Origin of the sequence: Actinoplanes sp. NPDC023714 (assembly GCF_040639855.1) — a bacterium.
GTDB lineage: Bacteria > Actinomycetota > Actinomycetes > Mycobacteriales > Micromonosporaceae > Actinoplanes.
On the sequence record NZ_JBFAAR010000001.1, the window covers coordinates 80,096 to 99,826 of the forward strand.

General features: G+C 70.7%; 22 protein-coding genes. 7 read left to right on the top strand and 15 right to left on the bottom strand.

Annotation, left to right across the window (positions count from 1 at the left end; genetic code table 11):
* The 14 genes from AB0G10_RS00405 to AB0G10_RS00470 form a co-directional block, all read right to left on the bottom strand.
* Window positions 1-2,115 carry a flagellar hook-length control protein FliK gene (locus AB0G10_RS00405; protein WP_360914245.1) on the bottom strand — a complete coding sequence of 705 codons (2,115 nt, stop codon included), beginning with the start codon at window positions 2,113-2,115 and terminating at the stop codon, window positions 1-3.
* Window positions 2,116-2,155: 40 nt separating this feature from the next.
* Entirely contained in the window at window positions 2,156-3,145 is a 990-nt protein-coding gene (locus tag AB0G10_RS00410; RefSeq protein WP_360914248.1) for a transglycosylase SLT domain-containing protein, read from the bottom strand.
* Window positions 3,142-3,588 (bottom strand): cell envelope biogenesis protein TolA, encoded by a 447-nt coding sequence (locus AB0G10_RS00415; RefSeq protein WP_360917907.1) that lies wholly within the window; start codon window positions 3,586-3,588, stop codon window positions 3,142-3,144. Before AB0G10_RS00415 ends, AB0G10_RS00410 begins: the two co-directional genes overlap by 4 nt.
* 121 nt (window positions 3,589-3,709) lie before the next feature.
* A complete protein-coding gene (locus AB0G10_RS00420; RefSeq protein ID WP_360914251.1) occupies window positions 3,710-5,017 on the bottom strand; it encodes a FliI/YscN family ATPase in 1,308 nt (435 codons plus the stop codon).
* On the bottom strand, window positions 5,014-5,685 hold the full coding sequence (locus AB0G10_RS00425; RefSeq protein ID WP_360914254.1) for a FliH/SctL family protein: 672 nt from the start codon (window positions 5,683-5,685) through the stop codon (window positions 5,014-5,016). Before AB0G10_RS00425 ends, AB0G10_RS00420 begins: the two co-directional genes overlap by 4 nt.
* The gene (gene fliG / locus AB0G10_RS00430; protein WP_360914256.1) at window positions 5,669-6,694 is read right to left on the bottom strand and encodes a flagellar motor switch protein FliG; all 1,026 of its coding nucleotides are present in this window, start codon (window positions 6,692-6,694) and stop codon (window positions 5,669-5,671) included. The genes AB0G10_RS00425 and fliG overlap by 17 nt, the downstream gene beginning before the upstream one ends.
* A gap of 33 nt (window positions 6,695-6,727) precedes the next feature.
* Entirely contained in the window at window positions 6,728-8,338 is a 1,611-nt protein-coding gene (fliF, locus tag AB0G10_RS00435; RefSeq protein WP_360914259.1) for a flagellar basal-body MS-ring/collar protein FliF, read from the bottom strand.
* A 1-nt stretch (window position 8,339) separates the two neighbouring features.
* Window positions 8,340-8,693 carry a flagellar hook-basal body complex protein FliE gene (gene fliE, locus AB0G10_RS00440; RefSeq protein ID WP_360914262.1) on the bottom strand — a complete coding sequence of 118 codons (354 nt, stop codon included), beginning with the start codon at window positions 8,691-8,693 and terminating at the stop codon, window positions 8,340-8,342.
* A 5-nt stretch (window positions 8,694-8,698) separates the two neighbouring features.
* Window positions 8,699-9,091 carry a flagellar basal body rod C-terminal domain-containing protein gene (locus AB0G10_RS00445; RefSeq protein WP_360914265.1) on the bottom strand — a complete coding sequence of 131 codons (393 nt, stop codon included), beginning with the start codon at window positions 9,089-9,091 and terminating at the stop codon, window positions 8,699-8,701.
* Between the two features lie 2 nt (window positions 9,092-9,093).
* A complete protein-coding gene (locus AB0G10_RS00450; protein ID WP_360914268.1) occupies window positions 9,094-9,441 on the bottom strand; it encodes a flagellar basal body protein in 348 nt (115 codons plus the stop codon).
* Window positions 9,442-9,615: 174 nt separating this feature from the next.
* A complete protein-coding gene (locus tag AB0G10_RS00455) occupies window positions 9,616-9,951 on the bottom strand; it encodes a hypothetical protein (RefSeq protein WP_360914271.1) in 336 nt (111 codons plus the stop codon).
* Window positions 9,948-10,319 (bottom strand): flagellar export chaperone FliS, encoded by a 372-nt coding sequence (gene fliS, locus AB0G10_RS00460; protein ID WP_360914273.1) that lies wholly within the window; start codon window positions 10,317-10,319, stop codon window positions 9,948-9,950. Before fliS ends, AB0G10_RS00455 begins: the two co-directional genes overlap by 4 nt.
* Window positions 10,320-10,367: 48 nt before the next feature.
* Window positions 10,368-11,777, bottom strand: a complete 1,410-nt coding sequence (gene fliD, locus AB0G10_RS00465; RefSeq protein WP_360914276.1) for a flagellar filament capping protein FliD — start codon at window positions 11,775-11,777, stop codon at window positions 10,368-10,370.
* Window positions 11,778-11,905: 128 nt separating this feature from the next.
* Window positions 11,906-13,084, bottom strand: a complete 1,179-nt coding sequence (locus AB0G10_RS00470) for a flagellin (RefSeq protein WP_360914279.1) — start codon at window positions 13,082-13,084, stop codon at window positions 11,906-11,908.
* A gap of 247 nt (window positions 13,085-13,331) precedes the next feature.
* On the opposite strand from AB0G10_RS00470, the gene AB0G10_RS00475 reads away from it, so the two are divergent.
* The 5 genes from AB0G10_RS00475 to csrA all read left to right on the top strand — a co-directional run bounded on the left by AB0G10_RS00475 (window position 13,332) and on the right by csrA (window position 16,956).
* Window positions 13,332-13,817, top strand: a complete 486-nt coding sequence (locus tag AB0G10_RS00475) for a flagellar protein FlgN (RefSeq protein ID WP_014447721.1) — start codon at window positions 13,332-13,334, stop codon at window positions 13,815-13,817.
* Complete coding sequence (gene flgK, locus AB0G10_RS00480) at window positions 13,817-15,241, top strand: flagellar hook-associated protein FlgK (RefSeq protein ID WP_360914282.1); 1,425 nt, start codon at window positions 13,817-13,819, stop codon at window positions 15,239-15,241. The genes AB0G10_RS00475 and flgK overlap by 1 nt, the downstream gene beginning before the upstream one ends.
* A gap of 14 nt (window positions 15,242-15,255) precedes the next feature.
* Window positions 15,256-16,188 (top strand): flagellin, encoded by a 933-nt coding sequence (locus AB0G10_RS00485; protein ID WP_360914285.1) that lies wholly within the window; start codon window positions 15,256-15,258, stop codon window positions 16,186-16,188.
* A gap of 77 nt (window positions 16,189-16,265) precedes the next feature.
* Window positions 16,266-16,628 (top strand): flagellar assembly protein FliW, encoded by a 363-nt coding sequence (locus AB0G10_RS00490; protein WP_360914288.1) that lies wholly within the window; start codon window positions 16,266-16,268, stop codon window positions 16,626-16,628.
* Between the two features lie 85 nt (window positions 16,629-16,713).
* On the top strand, window positions 16,714-16,956 hold the full coding sequence (gene csrA / locus AB0G10_RS00495; protein WP_360914291.1) for a carbon storage regulator CsrA: 243 nt from the start codon (window positions 16,714-16,716) through the stop codon (window positions 16,954-16,956).
* A 44-nt stretch (window positions 16,957-17,000) separates the two neighbouring features.
* On the opposite strand, the gene AB0G10_RS00500 is transcribed toward csrA, so the two are convergent.
* Window positions 17,001-17,933: a peptidoglycan DD-metalloendopeptidase family protein gene (locus tag AB0G10_RS00500; RefSeq protein WP_360914294.1), complete on the bottom strand. Its 933-nt coding sequence runs from the start codon at window positions 17,931-17,933 to the stop codon at window positions 17,001-17,003.
* A 224-nt stretch (window positions 17,934-18,157) separates the two neighbouring features.
* On the opposite strand from AB0G10_RS00500, the gene AB0G10_RS00505 reads away from it, so the two are divergent.
* Together AB0G10_RS00505 and AB0G10_RS00510 are read left to right on the top strand one after the other, a co-directional pair.
* Window positions 18,158-18,907, top strand: a complete 750-nt coding sequence (locus tag AB0G10_RS00505; RefSeq protein ID WP_360914297.1) for a hydrolase — start codon at window positions 18,158-18,160, stop codon at window positions 18,905-18,907.
* A 73-nt stretch (window positions 18,908-18,980) separates the two neighbouring features.
* The gene (locus AB0G10_RS00510; RefSeq protein WP_360914300.1) at window positions 18,981-19,718 is read left to right on the top strand and encodes an SRPBCC family protein; all 738 of its coding nucleotides are present in this window, start codon (window positions 18,981-18,983) and stop codon (window positions 19,716-19,718) included.
* Window positions 19,719-19,731: the final 13 nt, after the last annotated feature.

Below are 19,731 nucleotides of genomic sequence, written 5' to 3' on the forward strand. Positions count from 1 at the left end.
TCAGGCCTGTACGTCGATCCGCCCGCTCGGCGCCGCCCGCCGGGTGGCGTTCGGCGCGGGCTCGGCCGGCAGGTCGTTCGGCCCGCCCGGCACGTCGCCCCGCCGGCCCGGCACACCGCCGGGGAACTGCTGGCGGCCCTGCTGGGCGTTGCCCTGTCGCAGGTCGAGCGTGGTGTTGCCGAAACCGGAGTCCTGCAGCTCGCGGCGCAGGTCGTCGAGCGCCGACCGGAGTGCCTCGGTGCCCGCCTCGGTGCCGCCGGTGAGCTGCACGCTGATGTCCCCGTTGCGGATCTCCGCGACCACCTGGACCGGCCCGAGGTCGACCGGGTGCAGGTGCACGGTGAGCCGGTGCACGCCGTCGGCGTCCAGCTTGAGCGGGATGATCCGCATGGCGAGCTGGGACGCGGGCGGACCGGGGACCGGCGTGGACGGCGGCGGCGCGGGCACGTCGGCGGTGGCCGCGACGGGTGCCGCGGCCTGCGGCCCCGGCACGCCGGCCGGACCGGGTACGCCGCCGGGCGGCGTCGTCTCGGCAGGACCGGCCCCGGGTACGCCGGCAGCCCCCGCGGGCACCCCACCCGCCGGAACCCCGCCGCCCTCGGCGCCCTCCCGCTCGCCCGCGGCCGGGTCCCCGCCGGTGTCCGCCGCGGTGGCGTCCCCGGCCGGGCCGGCGGCACCGGCGTCCGCGGCCGGCGTGGCCGTGGCGTCGCCGGGTGTCTCCGCGGTGGCCTCGGCGGGCCGCCCTTCGGCCGCCGGAGCGGCGGTGGCCTGGGCCGCGTCCGCAGCGGGCGCACCGGTCTGGCCGGCCTGGCCCGCGGCGACCGGGCCACCGGCGACCTGGCCGGTGGCGGTCTGATCGCCGGTGGCCTGGGCCGCGTTCTGGGCGGCGTTCTGGGCCGCGTTCTGGGCGGCGGCCTGAGCCGCGGCGGCCACGGCCGGGTCGGCTGTCGCGCCCGGGGTCATGCCCGCCGGCAGCGGGATGCCGCCACCGGAGCCCTGCGCCGATCCACCGGCCGTACCCGCCGGGGCACCGGTCGCGTCGGCGCTGGCGGCCGTCGCGCCGGCCGGGACGCCGGGAGCGGGGCCCGCCCCGGGCGCCGCGGCGCCGGTCGTGGCGCCGGCCGCTCCGACACCGGAGACGGTGAGTCCGCCGGCGGCCGCCGCGGTGCCGCCGGACGCCGGGGCGTCGTCGGCAGTCGTTCCGGGTTGCCGGCCGGCCTGGGCCGCCACGGCCGCGGCCGCCGCCTGGTCGGCCGCCGGTGTCCCGGTCGCGGCGGGCTGATCGGTGGCGGTCGCGGGCTCGGTGCCGGGCTTCTCGGCGGCGGCCTCGGACGATCCGCCGGTCCCGCGCGCGGCGCCCGGTCGCTCGGCGTGGCCGGTCGTGGCCCGCTCGGCGCGGCCGGTCGAGGCCCGGTCGGCGCGGCCGGTCGAGGCCCGGTCGGCGGCGGGGTGGTCGGCCGGGGGCCGCTCGGCGGCCGGGCGTTCCGCGGCGACGGGCTTGCTGAGGGCGGGCTTGGCCAGGGCGGCGCGGCTCGCGAGGATGCGGTTCGCGGTGGCCCGGGCCGCCGCGTTCCGGTCCGCGTCGGCCCGGTCGGCGGCCCGATCGGCGACCCGGTCTGCCGTCGCCCGCTGGTCGGCGGCCCGGTCGGCCGTGGCGCGCTGCCCGGCGGCCCGATCGACCGCCGCCCGCTGGTCGGCGGCCCGGTTCGCGGCCGCGGTGGCCGCCGCGCGGGCCGAGTCGGCGCGGTTCTGGGCCGCCTGCTGGTCGGCGGCCCGGTTCGCCGCGGTGGTGGCCGCCTTGCGGGAGGAGTCCGCCCGCTGCTCGGCCTCCAGGCGACTGGCCTCCCCGTCCTTCAGCGTCCGGTTCATCAGGCCGCGTTGCAGGGCCGCCCGGCTCGCGGCGGCCCGATCCAGCGCCCGGTCCGCGGCCCGCTGCGACGCCTGCTCCGAGGCCCGGTCCGGGGCCGCCCGCCGCGCTGCTGCCGTCTTCTCCTCGTCGTCGGGCCGCCCCATCTCGGCGGAGAGCGCCGACCCGAAGTCCGCCCCTCCCTGCTCCTGCCGTCCCTGCGAGCGTCGGGTGCTTTCGGTCGTGGGCCTGCGATCGGGACCTGTCACGGAAGCCGGCATCGGGTATCTCTCCTGTTCCGGGAAATGGTCAGCCGCCGAGCGCGGCCAGGGCGTTCTGCACCTTCGGGACGTACGCCTGCGTCTCCGAGAACGGCGGGATCCCGTCGTACCTCTTCACGGCGCCGCCGCCCGCGTTGTAGGCGGCGAGCGCCAGCGGCAACGACTTGAACTCCTTGAGGTGCTGCGAGAGCAGCTTGGCCGCGCCGTTGACGGCCTGCTCCGGGTCGAAGGCGTTGTGCACGCCGAGGCCGCGGGCGGTGGCCGGCATGAGCTGCATGAGGCCCTGCGCACCGACCTTGCTGACCGCCTTGGGGTTGTACCCCGACTCGACCTTCGCTACCGCGGCGAGCAGCTTCGGGTCGACGCCGTAGCGCGCTCCGGCCCGGTTGAACAGGTCGGCGTACGGCACGCCGGTCACCCCGCCGGCGCCGCCGGCCCCGCGCAGCCCGGCCGGCCGCAGAGCGGACATGTCCTGGACCGCGGCGGCCGGGACCGTGTCGAGCACCCGCCGGATGTGGGTGGGTTTCTCGTACACGGACTGGATCTTGACGTGATCGCCCGGCTTGGGGGCCGCGATCATCTTGTTGTCGCCGAGATAGATCGCGACGTGGTCGACGGGGGAGTTGAACGCGAGCACGTCACCCGGCTTCGCGTCGGAGAGGCTCGCCACCGGGCGTCCGGCCTGCGCCTGCTGCCACGAGTTGCGGGGCAGCTTCACGCCCAGGTCCTCGTAGGCCTGCTGCACGAACCCCGAGCAGTCCAGGCCCTTGGACGGGTTGTCGCTGCCGAAGACGTACGGGGTGCCGAGGTACTTCTTGGCCGCCGCGACGACGTCGGCGCCGCTCGGTCCGGATGTCCCGGGCTGAGCGACGCCGGCGCTCTTCGCGTCCGCCAGCGCCGATGCGAACTTGGTGCCCGAGGCGCCGTCCGTCGTGGCGGCCGGCGGCGGGTTCAGGCCGAGCTGCTCCTTGAGCTCGGCCACCCGGTTCATGACACCGTTCACACCCATCGAGGTCATTCCGAACCTCCGTCCGAACCACCGCCGTTGGCGGCCTGCCGCGCCTTCGAGGTGACCGCGAGCTCGTCGAGATTCGCCTGGTCGACGCGGAGGTCGTGGTCGCGGATCGCCTCGGCGTGCCGCTCGGCCATCATCTCGACGGCGCGCCTCTTCTTGGCCGCCTCGGTCAGCGCCGCGATCTTCTCCCGCTCGATGTCCTCGGCGTCCACGACCATGCGCTGCGCGGAGAAGAGGCCGGCGGCGAGCGACTGCCGGGCCACCAGCGAGGCCACCATGGCGCGGGCGGTGCCCTCGGTGGGCGCGTCGGCGCCGGTCAGCTCCAGCCTCCGGCGTTTGACCAGGGCTTCGGCATCGCGGATGTCGGCGCGGGACTGGATGACCGCGCCGCGAGCGGCGTCCTCCTGCGCCTTGCGGGCTCGGAGAACGGGTCCGAGCCGGAACATGCGGTTCACGTTCGCCTCCTACCGGGGCCGGGAGGGCCCTCACCTGACCGCTTCGGCGTGCGAACCGAATCGCTGAGTGCTTGCAACTCTCCTGCTACTCAGTCACGCGCGTCACAGCGCGTCAGGTCGTCGCGATGAGGGCGCGCAGCTGCGCCCAGGCGTCGTCGGCGGTGAGCCGCTCGTCCAGGTCCTGCCGGAGGAACGCGCTGATCTGCGCCCAGTTGGCGTTCGCGCGGTCGGCGTCCGGATTCGTGCCCGGGACGTACGCGCCGATCTCCACGAGTTCGCGGACCTCGCGGTGCGCGGCCATCAGCCGGCGCAGCTCGGTCGCGTCGGCGCGCTGCTCCCTGGTGGTGATCTTGTTGGCGACCCGGGAGATCGAGTCGAGGGCCTGGATGGCCGGGAAGTGACCGGCCGTGGCGAGCTTGCGGTCCAGCACGATGTGGCCGTCGAGGATCGACCGGGCCGCGTCGGCGATCGGCTCGTTGTGGTCGTCGCCCTCGACCAGGACGGTGTAGAGGCCGGTGATGCTGCCCCGCGCGCCCGGGCCGGCCCGTTCCAGCAGCGCGGCGAGCATCGCGAAGACCGACGGGGGATATCCGCGGGTGGCCGGCGGCTCGCCGACCGAGAGGCCGACCTCGCGCTGCGCCATCGCCGCACGCGTCACGCTGTCCATCATCAGCAGCACGTCGGCGCCCTCGTCCCGGTAGTACTCGGCGATCCGGGTGGCGACCGAGCCGGCCCGGAGCCGGACCAGCGGCGGGGTGTCCGAGGTGGCGATCACGACGACCGAGCGGGCCAGACCCTCCTCGCCGAGGTCGTGCTCGATGAACTCGCGCACCTCGCGGCCGCGCTCGCCGACCAGGGCGACCACGTTCAGCTCGGCCGAGGTGCCGCGGGTGATCTGGCTCATCAGCGTGGACTTGCCGACGCCGGAGCCCGCGAAGATGCCGATGCGCTGGCCGCGGCCGCAGGGCACGAGCGTGTCGAGGACCCGGACGCCCAGCGACATCGGCCGGTCGACGAGCTGGCGTTCCATCGCGCCCGGCGGCGGGCTGTCGATCTCCACCCACTCGCCGCGCAGCGGAGGCCCGCCGTCCATCGGGCGGCCCAGGCCGTCCAGTATGCGTCCGCGCAGGTCGGGGCCGACCGCCACGCGCAGTGGGCCGCCGGTGCTGTAGGCCGGCGTCCCGGCGCCCATCCCGGCGATCGGGCCGAGCGGCAGGCAGGCGAGGCGTTCCCCGTCGAGGGCCGACACCTCGGCGAGCACGGCGTCCGGCCCGTCGCCGATCCGCAGCAGGTCGCCGACGTTGGCCTCGACCCCGCTCACCGTGACCCGCAGGCCGACGGCGCCGGTCACCCGACCGCTCACCTGCGGCCGGGCCGCCAGGATCGCGCTCTGCAGCCGGTGCTGGAAGAGATCGGTCATATCCGCAGCGCCTCACGGGCCCGCTGCATCGCCGCCTCGATGGTCGCGTCGACGGTGGCCGTGCCGGTGGACGCGACGGCGTCGCCGGGCCGCAGCGCCGGGTCGGCGCGCAGCGTGATCCGCCGGCCCTCGTAGTCGAAGTCGTTCTCCGCGCTGTCGCCGACGAGCGTCCGGAAGTCGTCCGGGTGCAGGGCCACCGCGAGATCGCCGTGCTCGGGCGCGGCGCTCACCGCCCGGCGCAGCGCGTCGGCGCCGCGCTGCGGATCGTCGTGCAGCGTCCGCCCGATGATCGCCTCGGCCAGTTCCCAGGCGCTCGCCAGGATCACTTCCTGCAGCTCGGTGAAGGTCGGATGGAGCTGGTTCTCCAGCTCGGTCACGGCCCGGCCGAGGGCGTTCACCGCCTGGGCCAGCGCGGCGGCGCGTCGTTGCTCGTACGCCTCCTCGCTCGCGACGGCGCGCGCCGCGGCAGCCTCCGCGGCCGCCGCGGCATCGCGCTTGCCCTGCGCCCAGCCCTCGGCGTAGCCGGTCGTGCGGGCCTGCTGCTTCGCCCGGTCCACGGCCTCGTTGTCGACCGGGTCGTCGCGGCGCAGATCGACGGCGAACCGCGCGGCGGTGGCCGCCTCGGCCACCGCCCCACGGATCACCGGGCGCTCAGGCGATGAGCTCATCGGCTTCGCCACCGCGCTGGATCTCGATCTGTCCGGAGTCCTCGAGCGAGCGGATGACGCCGACGATCTTCGCCTGCGACTCCTCGACCATCTTGACCTTGACCGGGCCGAGCAGGTCGATCTCCTCCATGAGGTTCTCCCGGCCGCGCTCGGAGAGGTTCCGGGTGACCTTGTCCCGGACGCCCTCGGGCACGCCCTTGAGCGCGGTCGCGAGGTCGGACGGCTCGACCTGGCGGAGCACCAGCTGCACCGCGCGGTCCTCGAGGTTGATGATGTCCTCGAACATGAACATCCGGCGCCGGATCTCCTCGGCCAGCTCCGGGTTGCGCGCCTCGAGGGCCTCCAGGATGAGCCGCTCGGTGGTGCGGTCGGCGCGGTTGATGATCTCGACGAGCGGCTGCAGGCCGCCGACCGTGGAGAGCTCGTCCGGCTGGAGCACCGAGGAGAGCTTGCGCTGGAGCGCGGTCTCCACCTGCCGGATGATGTCCGGGGAGGTGCGGTCCATGATCGCGATCCGGTGCGCGACCTCGGTCTGCACCTCCAGCGGCAGCCCCGCCAGGATCGACGAGGCCAGGGCTGAGGGTATGTGGGCCAGTACCAGCGCGATGGTCTGCGGATGCTCGTACTGGACGTACGAGAGCAGCTGACGCGGGTCCGCATGGCTGAGGAAGTTGAACGGGATGTCGTTCATCGACGCTTCGAGCCGGTCCAGGATCAGCGCCGCCCGCTCCTTGCCGAGCGACGCCTCCAGGAGCTCCCGGGCGTAGTCCATGCCGCCCGACCCGGCGTACCGGGTCGTCGCCATGGCGTAGAACTCGTCCATCACGTCGTCGACCTGAGTGGGGTCGAGCTTGCCCAGCCGAGCGACCTCGGCGGACAGCATCTCGACCTCTTTCTCGGTCATGTTCGCCAGCACTTCGGCGGACTGTTCCTTGCCGAACTGGACCAGCATTATCGCGGCCTTGCGCGCGCCCGTCATCGAGAGCGTGGTGAGACCCGGTGTGGTCAACGGATACTCCTCAACCGTCGTATCAGTGGTTCATCAGCGCGTCGAGTCGGCGGAGAGCCAGCTGCGGATCAGAGCCGCGGTCTCTTCCGGCTTGTCCTTCACCAGCTGCTCGATCTCCCGGTGCCGTTCCTCGCGCGCCTCGTCGTTCACGCTCGAGAGGTCCGGGGCCTCCAGCATGTTCATGCTGGTGGCGGCCGAGACGTCCAGTTCCGCCCGGCGCTGCGCCTCGAGCGCGGCCTGCATGTCCTCGAGGTGCTTGCGCTCCTCGTCGGTGAGCTGCTGGCGCTTCTTCGCCCGCTTGTTGGCGCGCCAGGCCAGGAAGATCAGGGCGAGGACCACGAAGAGCAGGGCGCCCGTCTTGATCAGGGTCATCTGCTTGGCCTGGGTCTCGGCGGCCGCAGCGGCCTTGAGCTCGTCCTGGGCCGCGGTGGCGGCGCTCGTGTCGAACGGCATGGAGGCGACCGCGATGGTGTCGCCGCGGGTGGCGTCGATGCCGGCCGCCGCGCTGAGCAGCTCCTGCACCTGGTCGGCGTTCACGCCGCCGGCGGTCGCGCTGTCCAGCAGGACCGACACGTTGAGGCGCTCGATGCTGCCCGGCGCGTTCCGGCGCAGCTCCTCGACCTCGTCGAGCTGACGGTTGCGCACCTCGTTCTTGTTGGCGTACTGGCCGTTGCCGGCGTTGTTCGGCACCTGGATGTTGTCCGGGCCGAGCACGCCGCCCTGGCCGGTGCCGCTGCCGCTGTAGGTCTCGGTGTTGATGCTCTCCTGCTCGGCCGGCGTCGCCGGGTCCGCGCTGTACTTCTTGCTCCGGGTCTCGGTCTGGTCGAAGTCGAGCATGGCCGTGGTGGTGACCACCGCGTGCCCGGGACCGACCAGGCTGTCGAGCATCTTCTGGAGTGAGGCGTTCATCCGGTTCTGGAAGTTGACGGTCTGCGCCTCGGCGCTGCTGTCCCCGCCGGTCGCGATGCTGGCGCCGCCGCCGGTGGAGAGGATCCGGCCGTCCGAGCCGGCGACCGTGACCTGGGTCGGGTCGAGGCCCTCGACGCTCGACGCGACCAGATGCACGATGGACTGCACCTGCTCGCCGCTGAGCTGCGAGTTGCCCTGCGACGCGACCAGCACCGACGCGGTCGGCTGGCTCTGGTCGTCGGCGAAGACGTCCTTCTGCGGCAGGACGAGGTGCACGGTGGCCGCCTCGACGCCGTCGATCGACTTGATGGTCTTGGAGAGTTCGCCCTCCAGCGCCCGCTGGTAGTTGGCGTGCTGCATGAAGTCGCTGGTGGTGATGCCCTGCTGGTCCAGCAACGAGTAACCGGTGCCCTCGTCGTTGGGGAGGCCTTCGCCGGAGAGCTGCAGGCGAAGCTGGTTCACCTGGTCGCGGGGGACCAGCACGGTGGTTCCGTCGTTCGCCAGCTCGTACGAGACACCCGACTTCTGCAGGGACTCGACGATCGCGCTGGCGTCCTTGGTCGACAGGTTGTTGAAGAGGATCTGGTACGACGGCTTGGCCGCCCAGGTGGCGAAGAAGTAACCACCGACGATGAGCGCGATGACCGCGAAGATCGTGACAGCCTTCTGTCCCGGTGTGAAGGACTTGAAGGTGTCCGTGACGCGGCGTACCGGAGCGGGAAGGCGGTCGGTCATGTCAGGCCTGCATCCTCATGATCTCCTGGAACGCCTCCACGGCCTTGTTGCGGATCGCCATGGTGAGCTGAAGTCCAAGAGCTGCTTCGGTGGACGCCATCGTGTACTGCGCGGGGTCCTGCAGGGTGCCGTTGGCGACCTGCACGGCGAGATCGCTCGCCTTCTGCTGTGACGCCTGGACGTTCTCCAGGCCCTGGGCGAGCATGCCGGCGAAGTCCGCGTTGGGGCCTTTCGGGGCGGTGGTCTCGGTGTCGTCCGAGACCCCCTTGACCCCGCTGAACCCGCCCAGCCCGGAGATGCCCTCGACGCCGGAGAAGCCGCCGATACCGCTGATGCCACCGATGGCAGAGGTCATCACGATCACTTCCCGAGGTTGATCGCGGCGGAGTAGGACTCGCGTGCCCGGTCCACCACCGCGAGGTTGGCCTGGTACGCGCGCTGCGCCATCATCAACTGCGCCATCTGGCTGCCCATGTCGATGTCCGGCCGCCGGACGTAGCCCTCGGCGTCGGCGAGCGGGTTGTCCGGCTCGTACGCGAGCACGCCCTCGGCACTGCCGTACGCGATGCCGGCCACCTCGGCGCCGTTGCCGTCCTGCGCCGCCCGGGCCTGGACGTAACGGGCCTGAAAGGCGTTCTCTGACGTACGGGTGGTGGTGTTGATGTTCGAGATGTTGTCGGACACCGCGTCCAGCCACTTGCGGTACACGGTGACGCCGGTGCCGGCCACCCCGATCGCGTTGAACGTGCTCATGATCAGGCCCCCTTGATGGCTTCGCGGAGGAGGCTGTACTTGCCGTCCATCGCCCGGATCGCGAGGTTGTAGCGCATCGTGGTGTCGATGTGCGACAGCGTCTCCTCGTCGAGGTTGACGTTGCTTCCGTTGAGCCGGGTCGGCTCCAGGGACGTCAGAACGCTCGGGGTGACATCGCTCGCCGATCCGCCCTTGTCCATGGCGGTCTTCAGCTCTTCCTCGAACTTGACCTTACGGGCGCGGTAGCCGGGGGTCTCGATATTGGAGATGTTGTTGGCGATGGCGGTCTGCCGGGCCGCGAGGCCCGCCACAGCGACACGCAGTGCGGACGACGAACGGTCATCGAACACGGGGACTCCTACGCGATGCGTACGGTCGCCTCTCCTTGGCTATTCGGTGAGCATTCCGTTGCTCGTACCATGCAGTTCGGCCTGACCGGCAATCCGCTGAGTCCCAAGCGGTTGCTGAGAGGTTGCACACCAAAACGTCCCGGAACCCCTGGGCGGGATTCCGGGACGTCGTGGTCACATCGCGCGATCGAGGTATACGGGTCGCTTGACCGCCTCACCGGTCTCGATCCGGGACGTCATGGTCATCTGCTGACGGTTCGCCGTGAGCCGCCGGGCGATCTCCTCGGCGGCCTTGAGCTGCCGGGTGAGGATCTCGTCGGCCCGCGGCTTGAGCTCGAGCGGCAGGGCGCCCAGCTCGGTGGGCGGCTTCCACAGGCTGGCCGGCGGTGTCTCGGCGTGCCGGTGCTCGTCGGCCAGCATCGTCTCGACCGCCTCGACGTCCATCTCGAGCTCGTCGAGGGCGTCGGCCCAGGCGCTCCGCCAATCCGTGGCCTGCGTCGCGGTGCTCATGTCAGAGACGCCGCCTCGCGCCACGCGTCGCGCAGCGGCTCGAGCAGCTTCCGGCAGCCGTCCACCCGGTCGGCGTCGCGCCGGATGTTCGCCCCGATCAGCTCGGTGAGGATGAAACCGTACAGGCTGGCGAGACCGGGAGCGCCGTCCCAGGCGTTCACGTCGAGCGTGATCTGGAGTTCCATCACGATCTCCTGCGCGTGCATGACCTTCGCGCTGCCGAGCTCGTGGTCACCGTTGCGGAACGCCTCGGCGCCCAGCCCCAGGTCGAGGATGAGCCGGTCGTAGAGCATGATCAGGAGCTTCGCGGGCGAGGCCGTGTTGATCGTTTCCTGGAGGTAGCGGTCGCGAAGGTTGGGCGCGGTCATGTGTCTCCTCGATCAAGGGCCTGATGGGTACGGGCGTCGGTGGTGGGGTCAGAGGCCGGCGAGCTGACCGGACAGCCAGCTCGACTGGTTCTGCATCTTGCCGAGCGCGGTCTCCAGGGCGGCGTACTGCCGCTGGAGGGCCTGGCGCCGGGCGGAGAGGCGGGTGTCCCAGTTGTCGATCTGGCCGTTCAGCGAGTCGATCTCGTTCTTCCGGCCGGTGATCACGTCGGTGACGTTGTTCGACTGCTTCGTGACCAGTTCCTTGACCTGGTTCGCGAAGCCGATCGCGCCGCCCTGGATCTTGCTGGGGTCCTTGGCGTACTCGCTCTCGAACTTCGACGCGGTGAAGGTCAGCGTCCCGGAGCGGTCCAGCTCGATGCCGAGCTGGCTGAGCGAGCCGAAGGCGACGTCGGCGGTGCTGGTGACCTGGCCGTTCTCGTCGTAGGTGTTCTTCTTGTAGGTCAGGCCGCCACTGATCATGCTGAGCATGGTCTGGTTCATCTGCCGGACCGTGAAGTCGCCGGTCAGCGGCGAGCCCTTCTTGGTCTCGGCGTCGAACGCGGTCTGCGTCTTGATCTCGTTGAACGCGTCGTTCGCGGCGTCGACGTACGCCTGGATCTTGGCGGTGATGGCGCTGACGTCGTTGGTCGCGGTGACCGTGACGCCGCTCTCCACCTTGGAGGCGTTCAGCGTCACGCCGGGCATCACGTCGGTGAAGGTGTTGGTGCTGCTGCTCACCGAGTATTCGGTGTTCGTACCCGGGTTGACGGTGAGCTTGGCGTCCCGCGACGCCGTGGTCTGCAGGGTCGCCGACGCGTTGTACTGGTCGGCCAGGCCCTGGATGTCGAAGCCGTTCGCGGCGCCGGTCTTGGAGCCGGTGAACTGCAGCGCGCCGGCGTTCGGGCCGGTCTTCACGACGTAGGCGCGGATGCCCACGTCGGCCGAGTTGACGGCGGCCGCGACCTTCTCGGCGGTCGGCGGGGTCCCGACGTTGATGGTCTTCGCGGCGGTGCCGTCGGCCGTGAAGACGTCGTTGTCGGTGGTGCTGTCGTTGTCCGGGTCCGACCAGGAGCCGCTCTGGATCGTGAACGACGACGGGAAGCCCTCGGACGCGGTGTTGACGTTCAGCACCGAGGTCTGCGCGCGGGCCACGGCCTTCACGTCGAAGGTGAGGCTGCCGGACATGCCGGCCACGCCGCCGGAGGCTGTCGCGGTGACCGCCTCGGAGGTCGACGTCGCCTTCATCGAGCGCCAGGTGTCCAGCCGGGCCAGGCCCTCGGCGGCGGTCTTGACCGCCTTGAGCTTGGCGTTGACCGTCTGGTACGACGCGACAGCGGTCTGCGCGTTCTCGACCTTGGTCTTGAGCTTCGTCTGCGGAGCCGCCTCGACCTGCATCAGCTGGTTGATCATCGAGGTGGTCTGCATGCCGCTGACCATGCCGTCAACTGAACTGGTCACGGGAACCCTGCTTTCGTCTTCGGTGCGAGTGCGGCGGTGGGGGCAGCCGAACTTCCGGCTACCCCCACCTATTCGGTCGCTTGGCGACGAGATTCAGTTGTTATGGGTGGCTGTTCGGTTGCGAGTCATCAGCGGAGCAGCGACAGCACGCCCTGCGAGGCCTGGTTGGCCTGCGAGAGCATCGAGGTGCCGGCCTGGGTGAGGATCTGGTTCCGGGTGAACGAGACCATCTCCTGCGCCATGTCGGTGTCGCGGATCCGGGACTCCGAGGCGGAGAGGTTCTCCACCGCGGTGTTCAGGTTGTTGATGGTGTGCTCGAAGCGGTTCTGCGACGCACCGAGCTTGGCCCGCTGGTCCGAGACGGAGGTGATCGCCTTGTCGATCGCCTCCATCGCCAGCGCCGCGCCGGTCTTGCCGTTGGCGTCGGCGGCGGCGGTCAGGTCGAGGTTCTTGAGCCCGAGGGACTTGGAGTCCACGGCCTTGATGTTGATGTTCAGCGTCTCGCCCGAGTTGGCGCCGATCTGGAAGTCGCCCGGCGTCGCGTTCGGGTTGTTCGAGCTGGTCGCGGCGACCATGGCGCCGTCGGTCTTGAAGCTCTTCGAGCTGTTCACCACGAACGAGATGTCGCCGTTGTCGGCGGTCTGGGTCGTGACGCTCATCTCGTCGCCGGTGAAACCGGCGTCCTTGAGCTTGCTGCTCAGGTCGGCGCTCAGCTGGGCGGCGACCTCGTCCGGCGTCAGGCCGTCGGTGTCGGCGACGGACGCCGCGATGGTGACGGCCTTGCCGCCGATCTCCGAGACGTTCAGCGTCTGCGCGCCGGCGCCCATCTTCCCGTCGGTGAGGCCGCTGATCGTGCTGCCGGTGGCCTGGTTGGTGTTGCCGAAGGTGCCGTCGAGCAGCTTCGACTTGCCGAAGGCCGTGGTCTCGGAGACCCGGTCGATCTCCGCGCGCAGCTGCGAGAACTCGGCCTGGGCCGCGTTCTTGGCCTCGGCGTCCAGGGAGGCGTTGTTCGCCTGGACGGAGAGGTCACGCATGCGCTGGAGCATGCTGGTGGTCTCGTTGAGCGCACCCTCAGCGGTCTGCACGACGCTGATCGCGTCCTGCGAGTTGCGGACGGCGACCTTGAGACCGCCGACCTGGGAGCGCAGGCCCTCGGAGATCGAGAGGCCGGCCGCGTCGTCCGCCGCCCGGTTGATCCGGAAACCGCTGGACAGCTTCTCGAGCGACTTCGACATCTGGTTGTCGGTCACCGAGAGGTTCCGGTAGGCGTTCTGCGCGGCGATGTTCTGGTTGATGCGGAGACCCATTGAAAAACTCCTCCTTGACTGGGGTCCTGAGCGGCCCGTCCTTGAGCCGTGTGTTACGCCTCATCCATTCGGCCGATCGCCGGGAGGCCAAAGTCATTCTCTGAGATTTTTTCGGGCTTTTCGGGGTGAACCGGAGAAGTGCCGATCGCGAGAAACCGCTCAGTGGCACCGGGGTCGTGCCGACATGTCCGAATGAGCGGGTCCGCCGAGGGGGTGAGCCCGACAGCGATACGACACGGAGGTCCGGGTGAGCCTGACCGACCTGGCCAGCGTCCTGTGGCGTGCACGTGAGCTGCTGGAGATGCTGCTGTTCAAGCTAGAGGAGGAGCAGTTGCTCCTCGCCGCAAACCGGTCTCGCTGGCTCAGCCACGCCACCCGCGAGGTGGAGGTCGTGCTCGACCAGATCCGGCAGACCGAGGTCATCCGCGCCGCCTACTCGCAGGAGGTCGCCGCCGAGCTCGGACTGTCCCCGGACGCTTCCCTCGGCGAGCTGGCGGACGCGGCGCCCGACCCCTGGTCGGACCTGCTCCACCAGCACCGTAAGGCGTTCCTGCTGCTGACGTCGGAGATCCGGGCCCTGGCCGACGTCAACCGCGACCTGCTCACGGCGGGACAACGCGCTGCTCGCGAAACCATGCTCGCGTTCGCCGAGACTGTGGAAACGTACGGGCCGCAGGGCCAGACCGTCACCGGCGGCGCTCGCCGCCCCAGCCTGGTTGATGAGGCGATCTGATGGGCAGCACATTCAGTGGAATCAACACGGCGCTGACCTCGCTGTACGCGCAGCGCCGCGGCCTGGACGTCTCGGGCCAGAACATCGCCAACGCGAGCACCGAGGGATACACCCGGCAGCGCGTGGTGATGCAGTCGCAGAACGCCAACCTCGTGCCGGGCGTCTACGCCACCACCGACGCGATCGGCAACGGCGTCACGGTCAGCTCGGTCGAGCGGCTGCGCAACTCGGCGCTCGACCAGCGCAGCTTCACCGAGCACGCGAACTCGGCGTACCACAACGAGCGGGCCTCGGCGTACACGCTGATCGAGGACGCCTTCGGCGAGCCCAGCGACACCGCGTTGCAGGCCCGCCTCCAGGACATGTGGGACGGCTTCAACGCCGTCGCGACCAACCCCGACAAGGCCGCGCCGAAGGCCGCGCTCATCCAGCAGGCGACCACCGTGGCCAGCACGCTGAACGACGCGTCCGCCCAGCTGAACAACCAGTTCCAGGCGACGCGGGCCGGGCTCGACACGGCCGTCGGCGAGGTGAACAAGGCGGCCGACACGATCGCCAAGCTGAACAAGGAGATCGTGATCGCGCAGGGCGCCGGCCTCTCCGCCAACGAGCTCCAGGACCAGCGGGGCCAGGCCATCCTGAAGCTCTCCGAGCTGGTCGGGGCGACCGCGACGGACATGCCGAACGGCGCGGTCAACGTGTTCGTCGGCAGCGCGCCGCTGGTCAACGAGTTCTCCACCCGGACCGTGGAGATCGCGGCCGGCAGCGCCACGCGGATGGAGGACCTCGCCACCACCGAGGTCAACCTGCGCTGGGCGGACACCAAGACCGGTGTGATGGCCGGCGGCAGCATGGGCGCCTCGATGGAGATGCTCACCCGCGGCGGGACGCTGCAGAGCATGTCGCAGCGCCTCGACACGGTGGCGACCACGCTGGCGAGCACGGTGAACGCGCTGCACAGCAGCGGGTACAGCGTGGACGGCACCACCGGCGAGGACTTCTTCGTGCCGAGCAACGCGCTCCCGCTCTCGGCCGCGAACATCACCGTCGGGGTCACCGACCCGGCGAAGCTCGCGGTCTCGTCCGGCGACCCGACGGGCACGCCCGGGGTGCTGGACGGTGTGATCGCGGACGACCTCTCCGAGCTCTCCACGTCCCGCACCGGGGCGGACGCCGAGTACCAGTCGCTCATCGGCGACCTCGGGGTGGCCGCGCAGTCCTCGATCCGCCGGCGGGACATCCAGAACGCGGTGACCGACCAGGTGGACGCGGCGCGGGACGCGGAGTCCGGCGTGAACCTCGACGAGGAGATGACCAACCTCCTCACCTACCAGCGTGGGTACGAGGCGGCGTCCCGGGTCCTCACCACGATCGACTCGATGCTCGACCAACTGATCAACCGGACCGGCCTCGTCGGTAGGTAAGGGGATCCCCGATCATGACCAGTCCACGGATCACCGAGAGCAGCGTCCGCACCCGGACGATGGCGAGCCTGCAGCGCAGTCTGAGCCGGACCCAGACCGCCCAGGACCAGATCTCCAGTGGCAAACAACTCCAACGTCCGTCGGATTCGCCGACGGGCACGGTGACCGCACTTCAGCTACGCAGCGAGGTACGCGCGAACCAGAAGTACTCGACCAACGCGGACGACGCCCTCGGCAGGCTCGGAACCGTGCAGGACACCCTGCAGAACGCGACGGTCCTGGTCTCCAAGGTCCGAGAGCTGACCTTGGCGGCCGCCAGCGCCGGCGGTGGCAGCACGCCGCAGGCGAACGAAGCACGGGCTGCCGAGATCGAACAGATCAAAGGCACCCTGATCCAGTACGCCAACTCCAAGTACCTGGATCGACCGGTCTTCGGCGGTGCCACACCGGGTAGCACCGCTTACGACCAGACAGGGGCCTACGCCGGCGAAGCCAACGGCGAAGTGCTCCGATCGATCGGCCCGAACGCAAAGGTACGGGTCGACGTACGAGGCCCGGAGGTCTTCGGAGCGGAGACCATAACGGACTCGAATGGTAATGAGGTCGCAAATCCGGCACAGCTCTTCAAGGTGCTGGACGGCCTTGTTGCGTCCATGCGTGACAAGGACGGCGCCGGAATTACTGCTGGTCTGGAGAATCTCGATAAAGCGTCGCAGATCCTGAATTCCACGCTTTCGGACGTAGGTGCCCGATACAATCGGGTTACCCAGATGAAGCAGTCCGCTGAGGATCGCTTGATGTCCGTGTCGTCGCAGCTCTCCGATATCGAGGATGTCGACCTGCCGAAGGCGATCATGGAATTGCAGCTCCAGCAGACCTCGTATCAGGCCGCCCTGGCCGCCACGGCCAAGGTGATCCAGCCCTCGCTCATCGATTTCCTGAGGTGACCATGACTACTCGCACCGCGTCCCGACCGATTGAGGCCACCGCTATCGACCCGTCGCTTGGGTTGCCGACCATCACGATGGCGGTGCCCATGCCGGGTTTCCCGTCGCACCGGGAGTTCGTTCTCGTGCGCCTCAACGACGACGGACTGCTCTTCGCCCTCACGTCTGTCGACAACCCGGAGCTGCGCTTCCTGGTCGCTCCGCCGGAGCCGTTCTTCCCGGACTACGCACCGGAGATCGAGAACCAGGTGTTCGCGGCGCTGAACACGAAGGACCCGGACCGTCTCCTGCTGCTCTCGGTCATCACCGCGGGTCAGGACGAGACCACCGCGAACCTTCTGGCGCCGATCGTGGTGGACCGCGACACCATGCGGGCCATGCAGGTCGTCCTCAGTGGATCCGGCTACCCGGTTCGCGCGATCATGAACCGGAACTTCTGAACGTCCTCGCTTAGGCGCGGTCGCGGTTTCCTTCGCGGCCGCGCCTTTGCCATGCTGTCCGTTCCATGGATGGAGGAGGGCACCGATGCTTGTGCTGACCCGGCGGGCAGGGGAGAGCGTGATGATCGGCGACGACGTCGTCATCACGGTTCTCGAGGCCCGTGGTGACGTCATCCGGCTGGGCATCCAGGCTCCTCGGGACGTGCAGGTCCATCGCGAAGAGGTCTATCGCGAGCTGCAGGATGCGAACCGGGCGGCCGCGTCGCCGACCGAGGACGCGGTCCACGCGCTGGCCCGGATGCTCGAGAAGCCCGACTCGGACGAGTGATTGAAGCGGCGCCCTGCCGGGCTTCCGGCGGGGCGCCGTTCCGCTCATGAGAGCGAGACCCCACGGGTACGAAGGAAAGCGATCGGGTCGACCGCGTTCGCGTGGGTGGCCGGCGCCGCGTTCACGTGCACCTCGAAGTGCAGGTGCGGGCCGGACGAGGACCCGGACGTGCCGACGTTGCCGAGCAGCTGCCCCTTCGCGACCACCTGGCCGACCGCGACGACCGGGCGGCGGACCATGTGGCAGTACCGGGTCACGATCCCGCCGGCGTGCTGCACCTCGGCGTACCAGCCGCAGCCGGAGAGGGTGCGGTTGCCGTCCACATCGCACGATCCGGACGAGACGTTGCAGACCACCCGGATCACGGTTCCCGCGGCGGCCGCCACGATCGGCGTGCCCCGGGTCGCGGAGAGGTCGACGCCGTCGTGTGACGGGCGGGCGATCGTACGGAAACCGCTCACCAGCCCCGCACCCACCGGAACCTGCCAGCTCTCGCCCTTGGCCGGCTTCGGGATCGCCGGCGCCGGGTCGGCCGGCTGAACCGGCTTGACGGGCTGGACCGGCTTGACGGGCTGAACCGGCTGGGCCGGCGGAACCGGCGCCACCGGGACCGAGCCCGGCGCGCACGCCGGGATGCCGGCGGCGGGCCGCTCGACGTAGGCGTCCGAGACGTACGAGCCGTTCGCCAGGTGGTCCCAGAGACTCGTGGTCCGCACCGTGCCGGTGACCTGCTGCGCCGTGACCTGGCAGAGGATCCACACGGTCTTCCCACTGGCGACCGAGCCCACCCGCTCGCCGGCCGGCGACGGCGTGCGGCGCATGGTGAGCGGCGTCCCGCCGGTCCTCGCGGTCCCGGTGACGACCGGCACCTTCGCCTTGGCCGCCTTCGCCGTCGTCGCGGCGGCGGCCGCGGGCGTCGCGGGCGCGAGGGCCAGAACGCCCGCTGCGGCGGCTGCGACGGCGGTGAACACCTTCATGCGGTCCCCTTCGGCGTGGCCGCGGGCGGGTGCGCGCGGTCAGGGGAAAAGGCTCGCTGCTCAGGGCTGCCGGGCCGGGTGCCCGCCGAGTGCGGATCGGTTGCGGAGTCCCCGGCGATGACGCACCTCACCTGCACCGGCGGCTGACCCGGCCGACAACGTCCGTCCCGCACTCTCATCGGCGGACGGGAAAAACCTCGTCCCTGGACTGCGGGGGAGCAGGCGTGGTGGTTGAGCGCGAGTCGGGCGTCGCCGTTGGTGCGGCCGGTGTGGCCGGTGCACTGGATCTGACGGTGGACGCGCACGTGCACACCGGCTTCTCGTCCGGCCGGGACGCGGTCGGCGTGGTGGTCTCGGCCGCCGACCGGGCGGGCCTGCGCTCGCTCACCTTCGCGGACCAGGCCGGCCCGGACACCGGCTGGCTCACCGCCTATGCCGACGCGGTCCGCCGGGCCCGGCACCGCACCGAGATGACGCTGCGGGTGGCCGTCGAGGTCGAGGTGGTCAGCGCGGACGGCTGGATCGCCATGCCGCACGACCTGGCCCCGCTCGACGCCCTCTCGGTGGCGGTCTCCGCCCTGCCGGTCGGCGGCGAGCTGCTCGACGCCCGGGAGATCCGGTCCCGGATCGACGCCGGGGTGTTCTCAGCCGAGCAGGTCGCCGAGCACCTGGTCGCCACCACGATCAAGGGCATCGAGCGCGCCTCCCGATACGTCCCGGCCCAGCTGGCCCGGCCGCTCGCGCTGCTGGCCCAGGCCGGCGTCGACGACTCCGTGATCGGCCCGGATCTGGTCGCCGGCCTGGCGTCCGCGTGCCGCGCCACCGGGACCGTCGTGGAGGTCAGCGAGGCGTGGCGCAGCCCGTCCGCGCGCATGGTCCAGGAGCTCCGGGACGCCGCCGTGACGCTCGTCCCCGCGAGTGACGCCCGATACGCCGCCGAGGTGGGCCGCTGGCAGTACCTGCGTCGCGTCTGAAGAAAACTGAACACGACTAGTGTTCGTCTCCGTACGCTCGGTCATGCCAGCACTTCAGCATGGGAGAGTTGCGATGAGCATGGTTCAGCAGGCGATCGAGGTCAGTGCGCCGGTCCACACGGTGTACGAACAGCTCGCGGCGTTCGAGAACTACCCGCGTTTCATGACCGGTGTGCGGCAGGTGACGGCCGTCGGAGCCGACCAGACCCACTGGATCATGGACGTGGACGGGAAACGGCGCGAGTTCGACGCTCAGATCATCGAGCGGTCGCCGGACGAACGGGTCTCCTGGTCGACGATGGAGGGGCCGCTGCTCGCCGAGACGCTGACGCTGCGGCCGATGGGGGAGACGAAGACCCAGATCGTCGCGCAGCTCGAGGCGGACATCGCGTTCCTCATGCCGAGCGACAGGCACGGCCAGGAGTCGCTGACCCGGCGGCTCAAGGCCGACCTGACCACGTTCAAGGGCCTGGTGGAGAGCGGCGTGCTGGGCGGGCGGCCGATGCCGACCGGCGCCAGCACCAAGCAGATCACCGGACGCTCGTTCCTGGGCAACGCGGCCACCATGAACCCGGCGTCGCCGGCCTCGGTGGCCCAGCGCGTGCGCAACCGCAACGCCACCCAGCCGGCGCCCAGCCCGGGCGCGGGATGGGACACCGGCGCCGAGCCGGAGGTGACCAGCGGGCGCCGCGTCGGCGGCCCGGGCCCGCTCAGCGGCGGCGTGGCCGGCAGCGCCCGGATGGGCGGCCGCACCGGGAAGGCCGACATGTGGGGCGACGGCATGATCAACGAAGAGGAACGGGGCAGCTGACGTCCCGTACCCC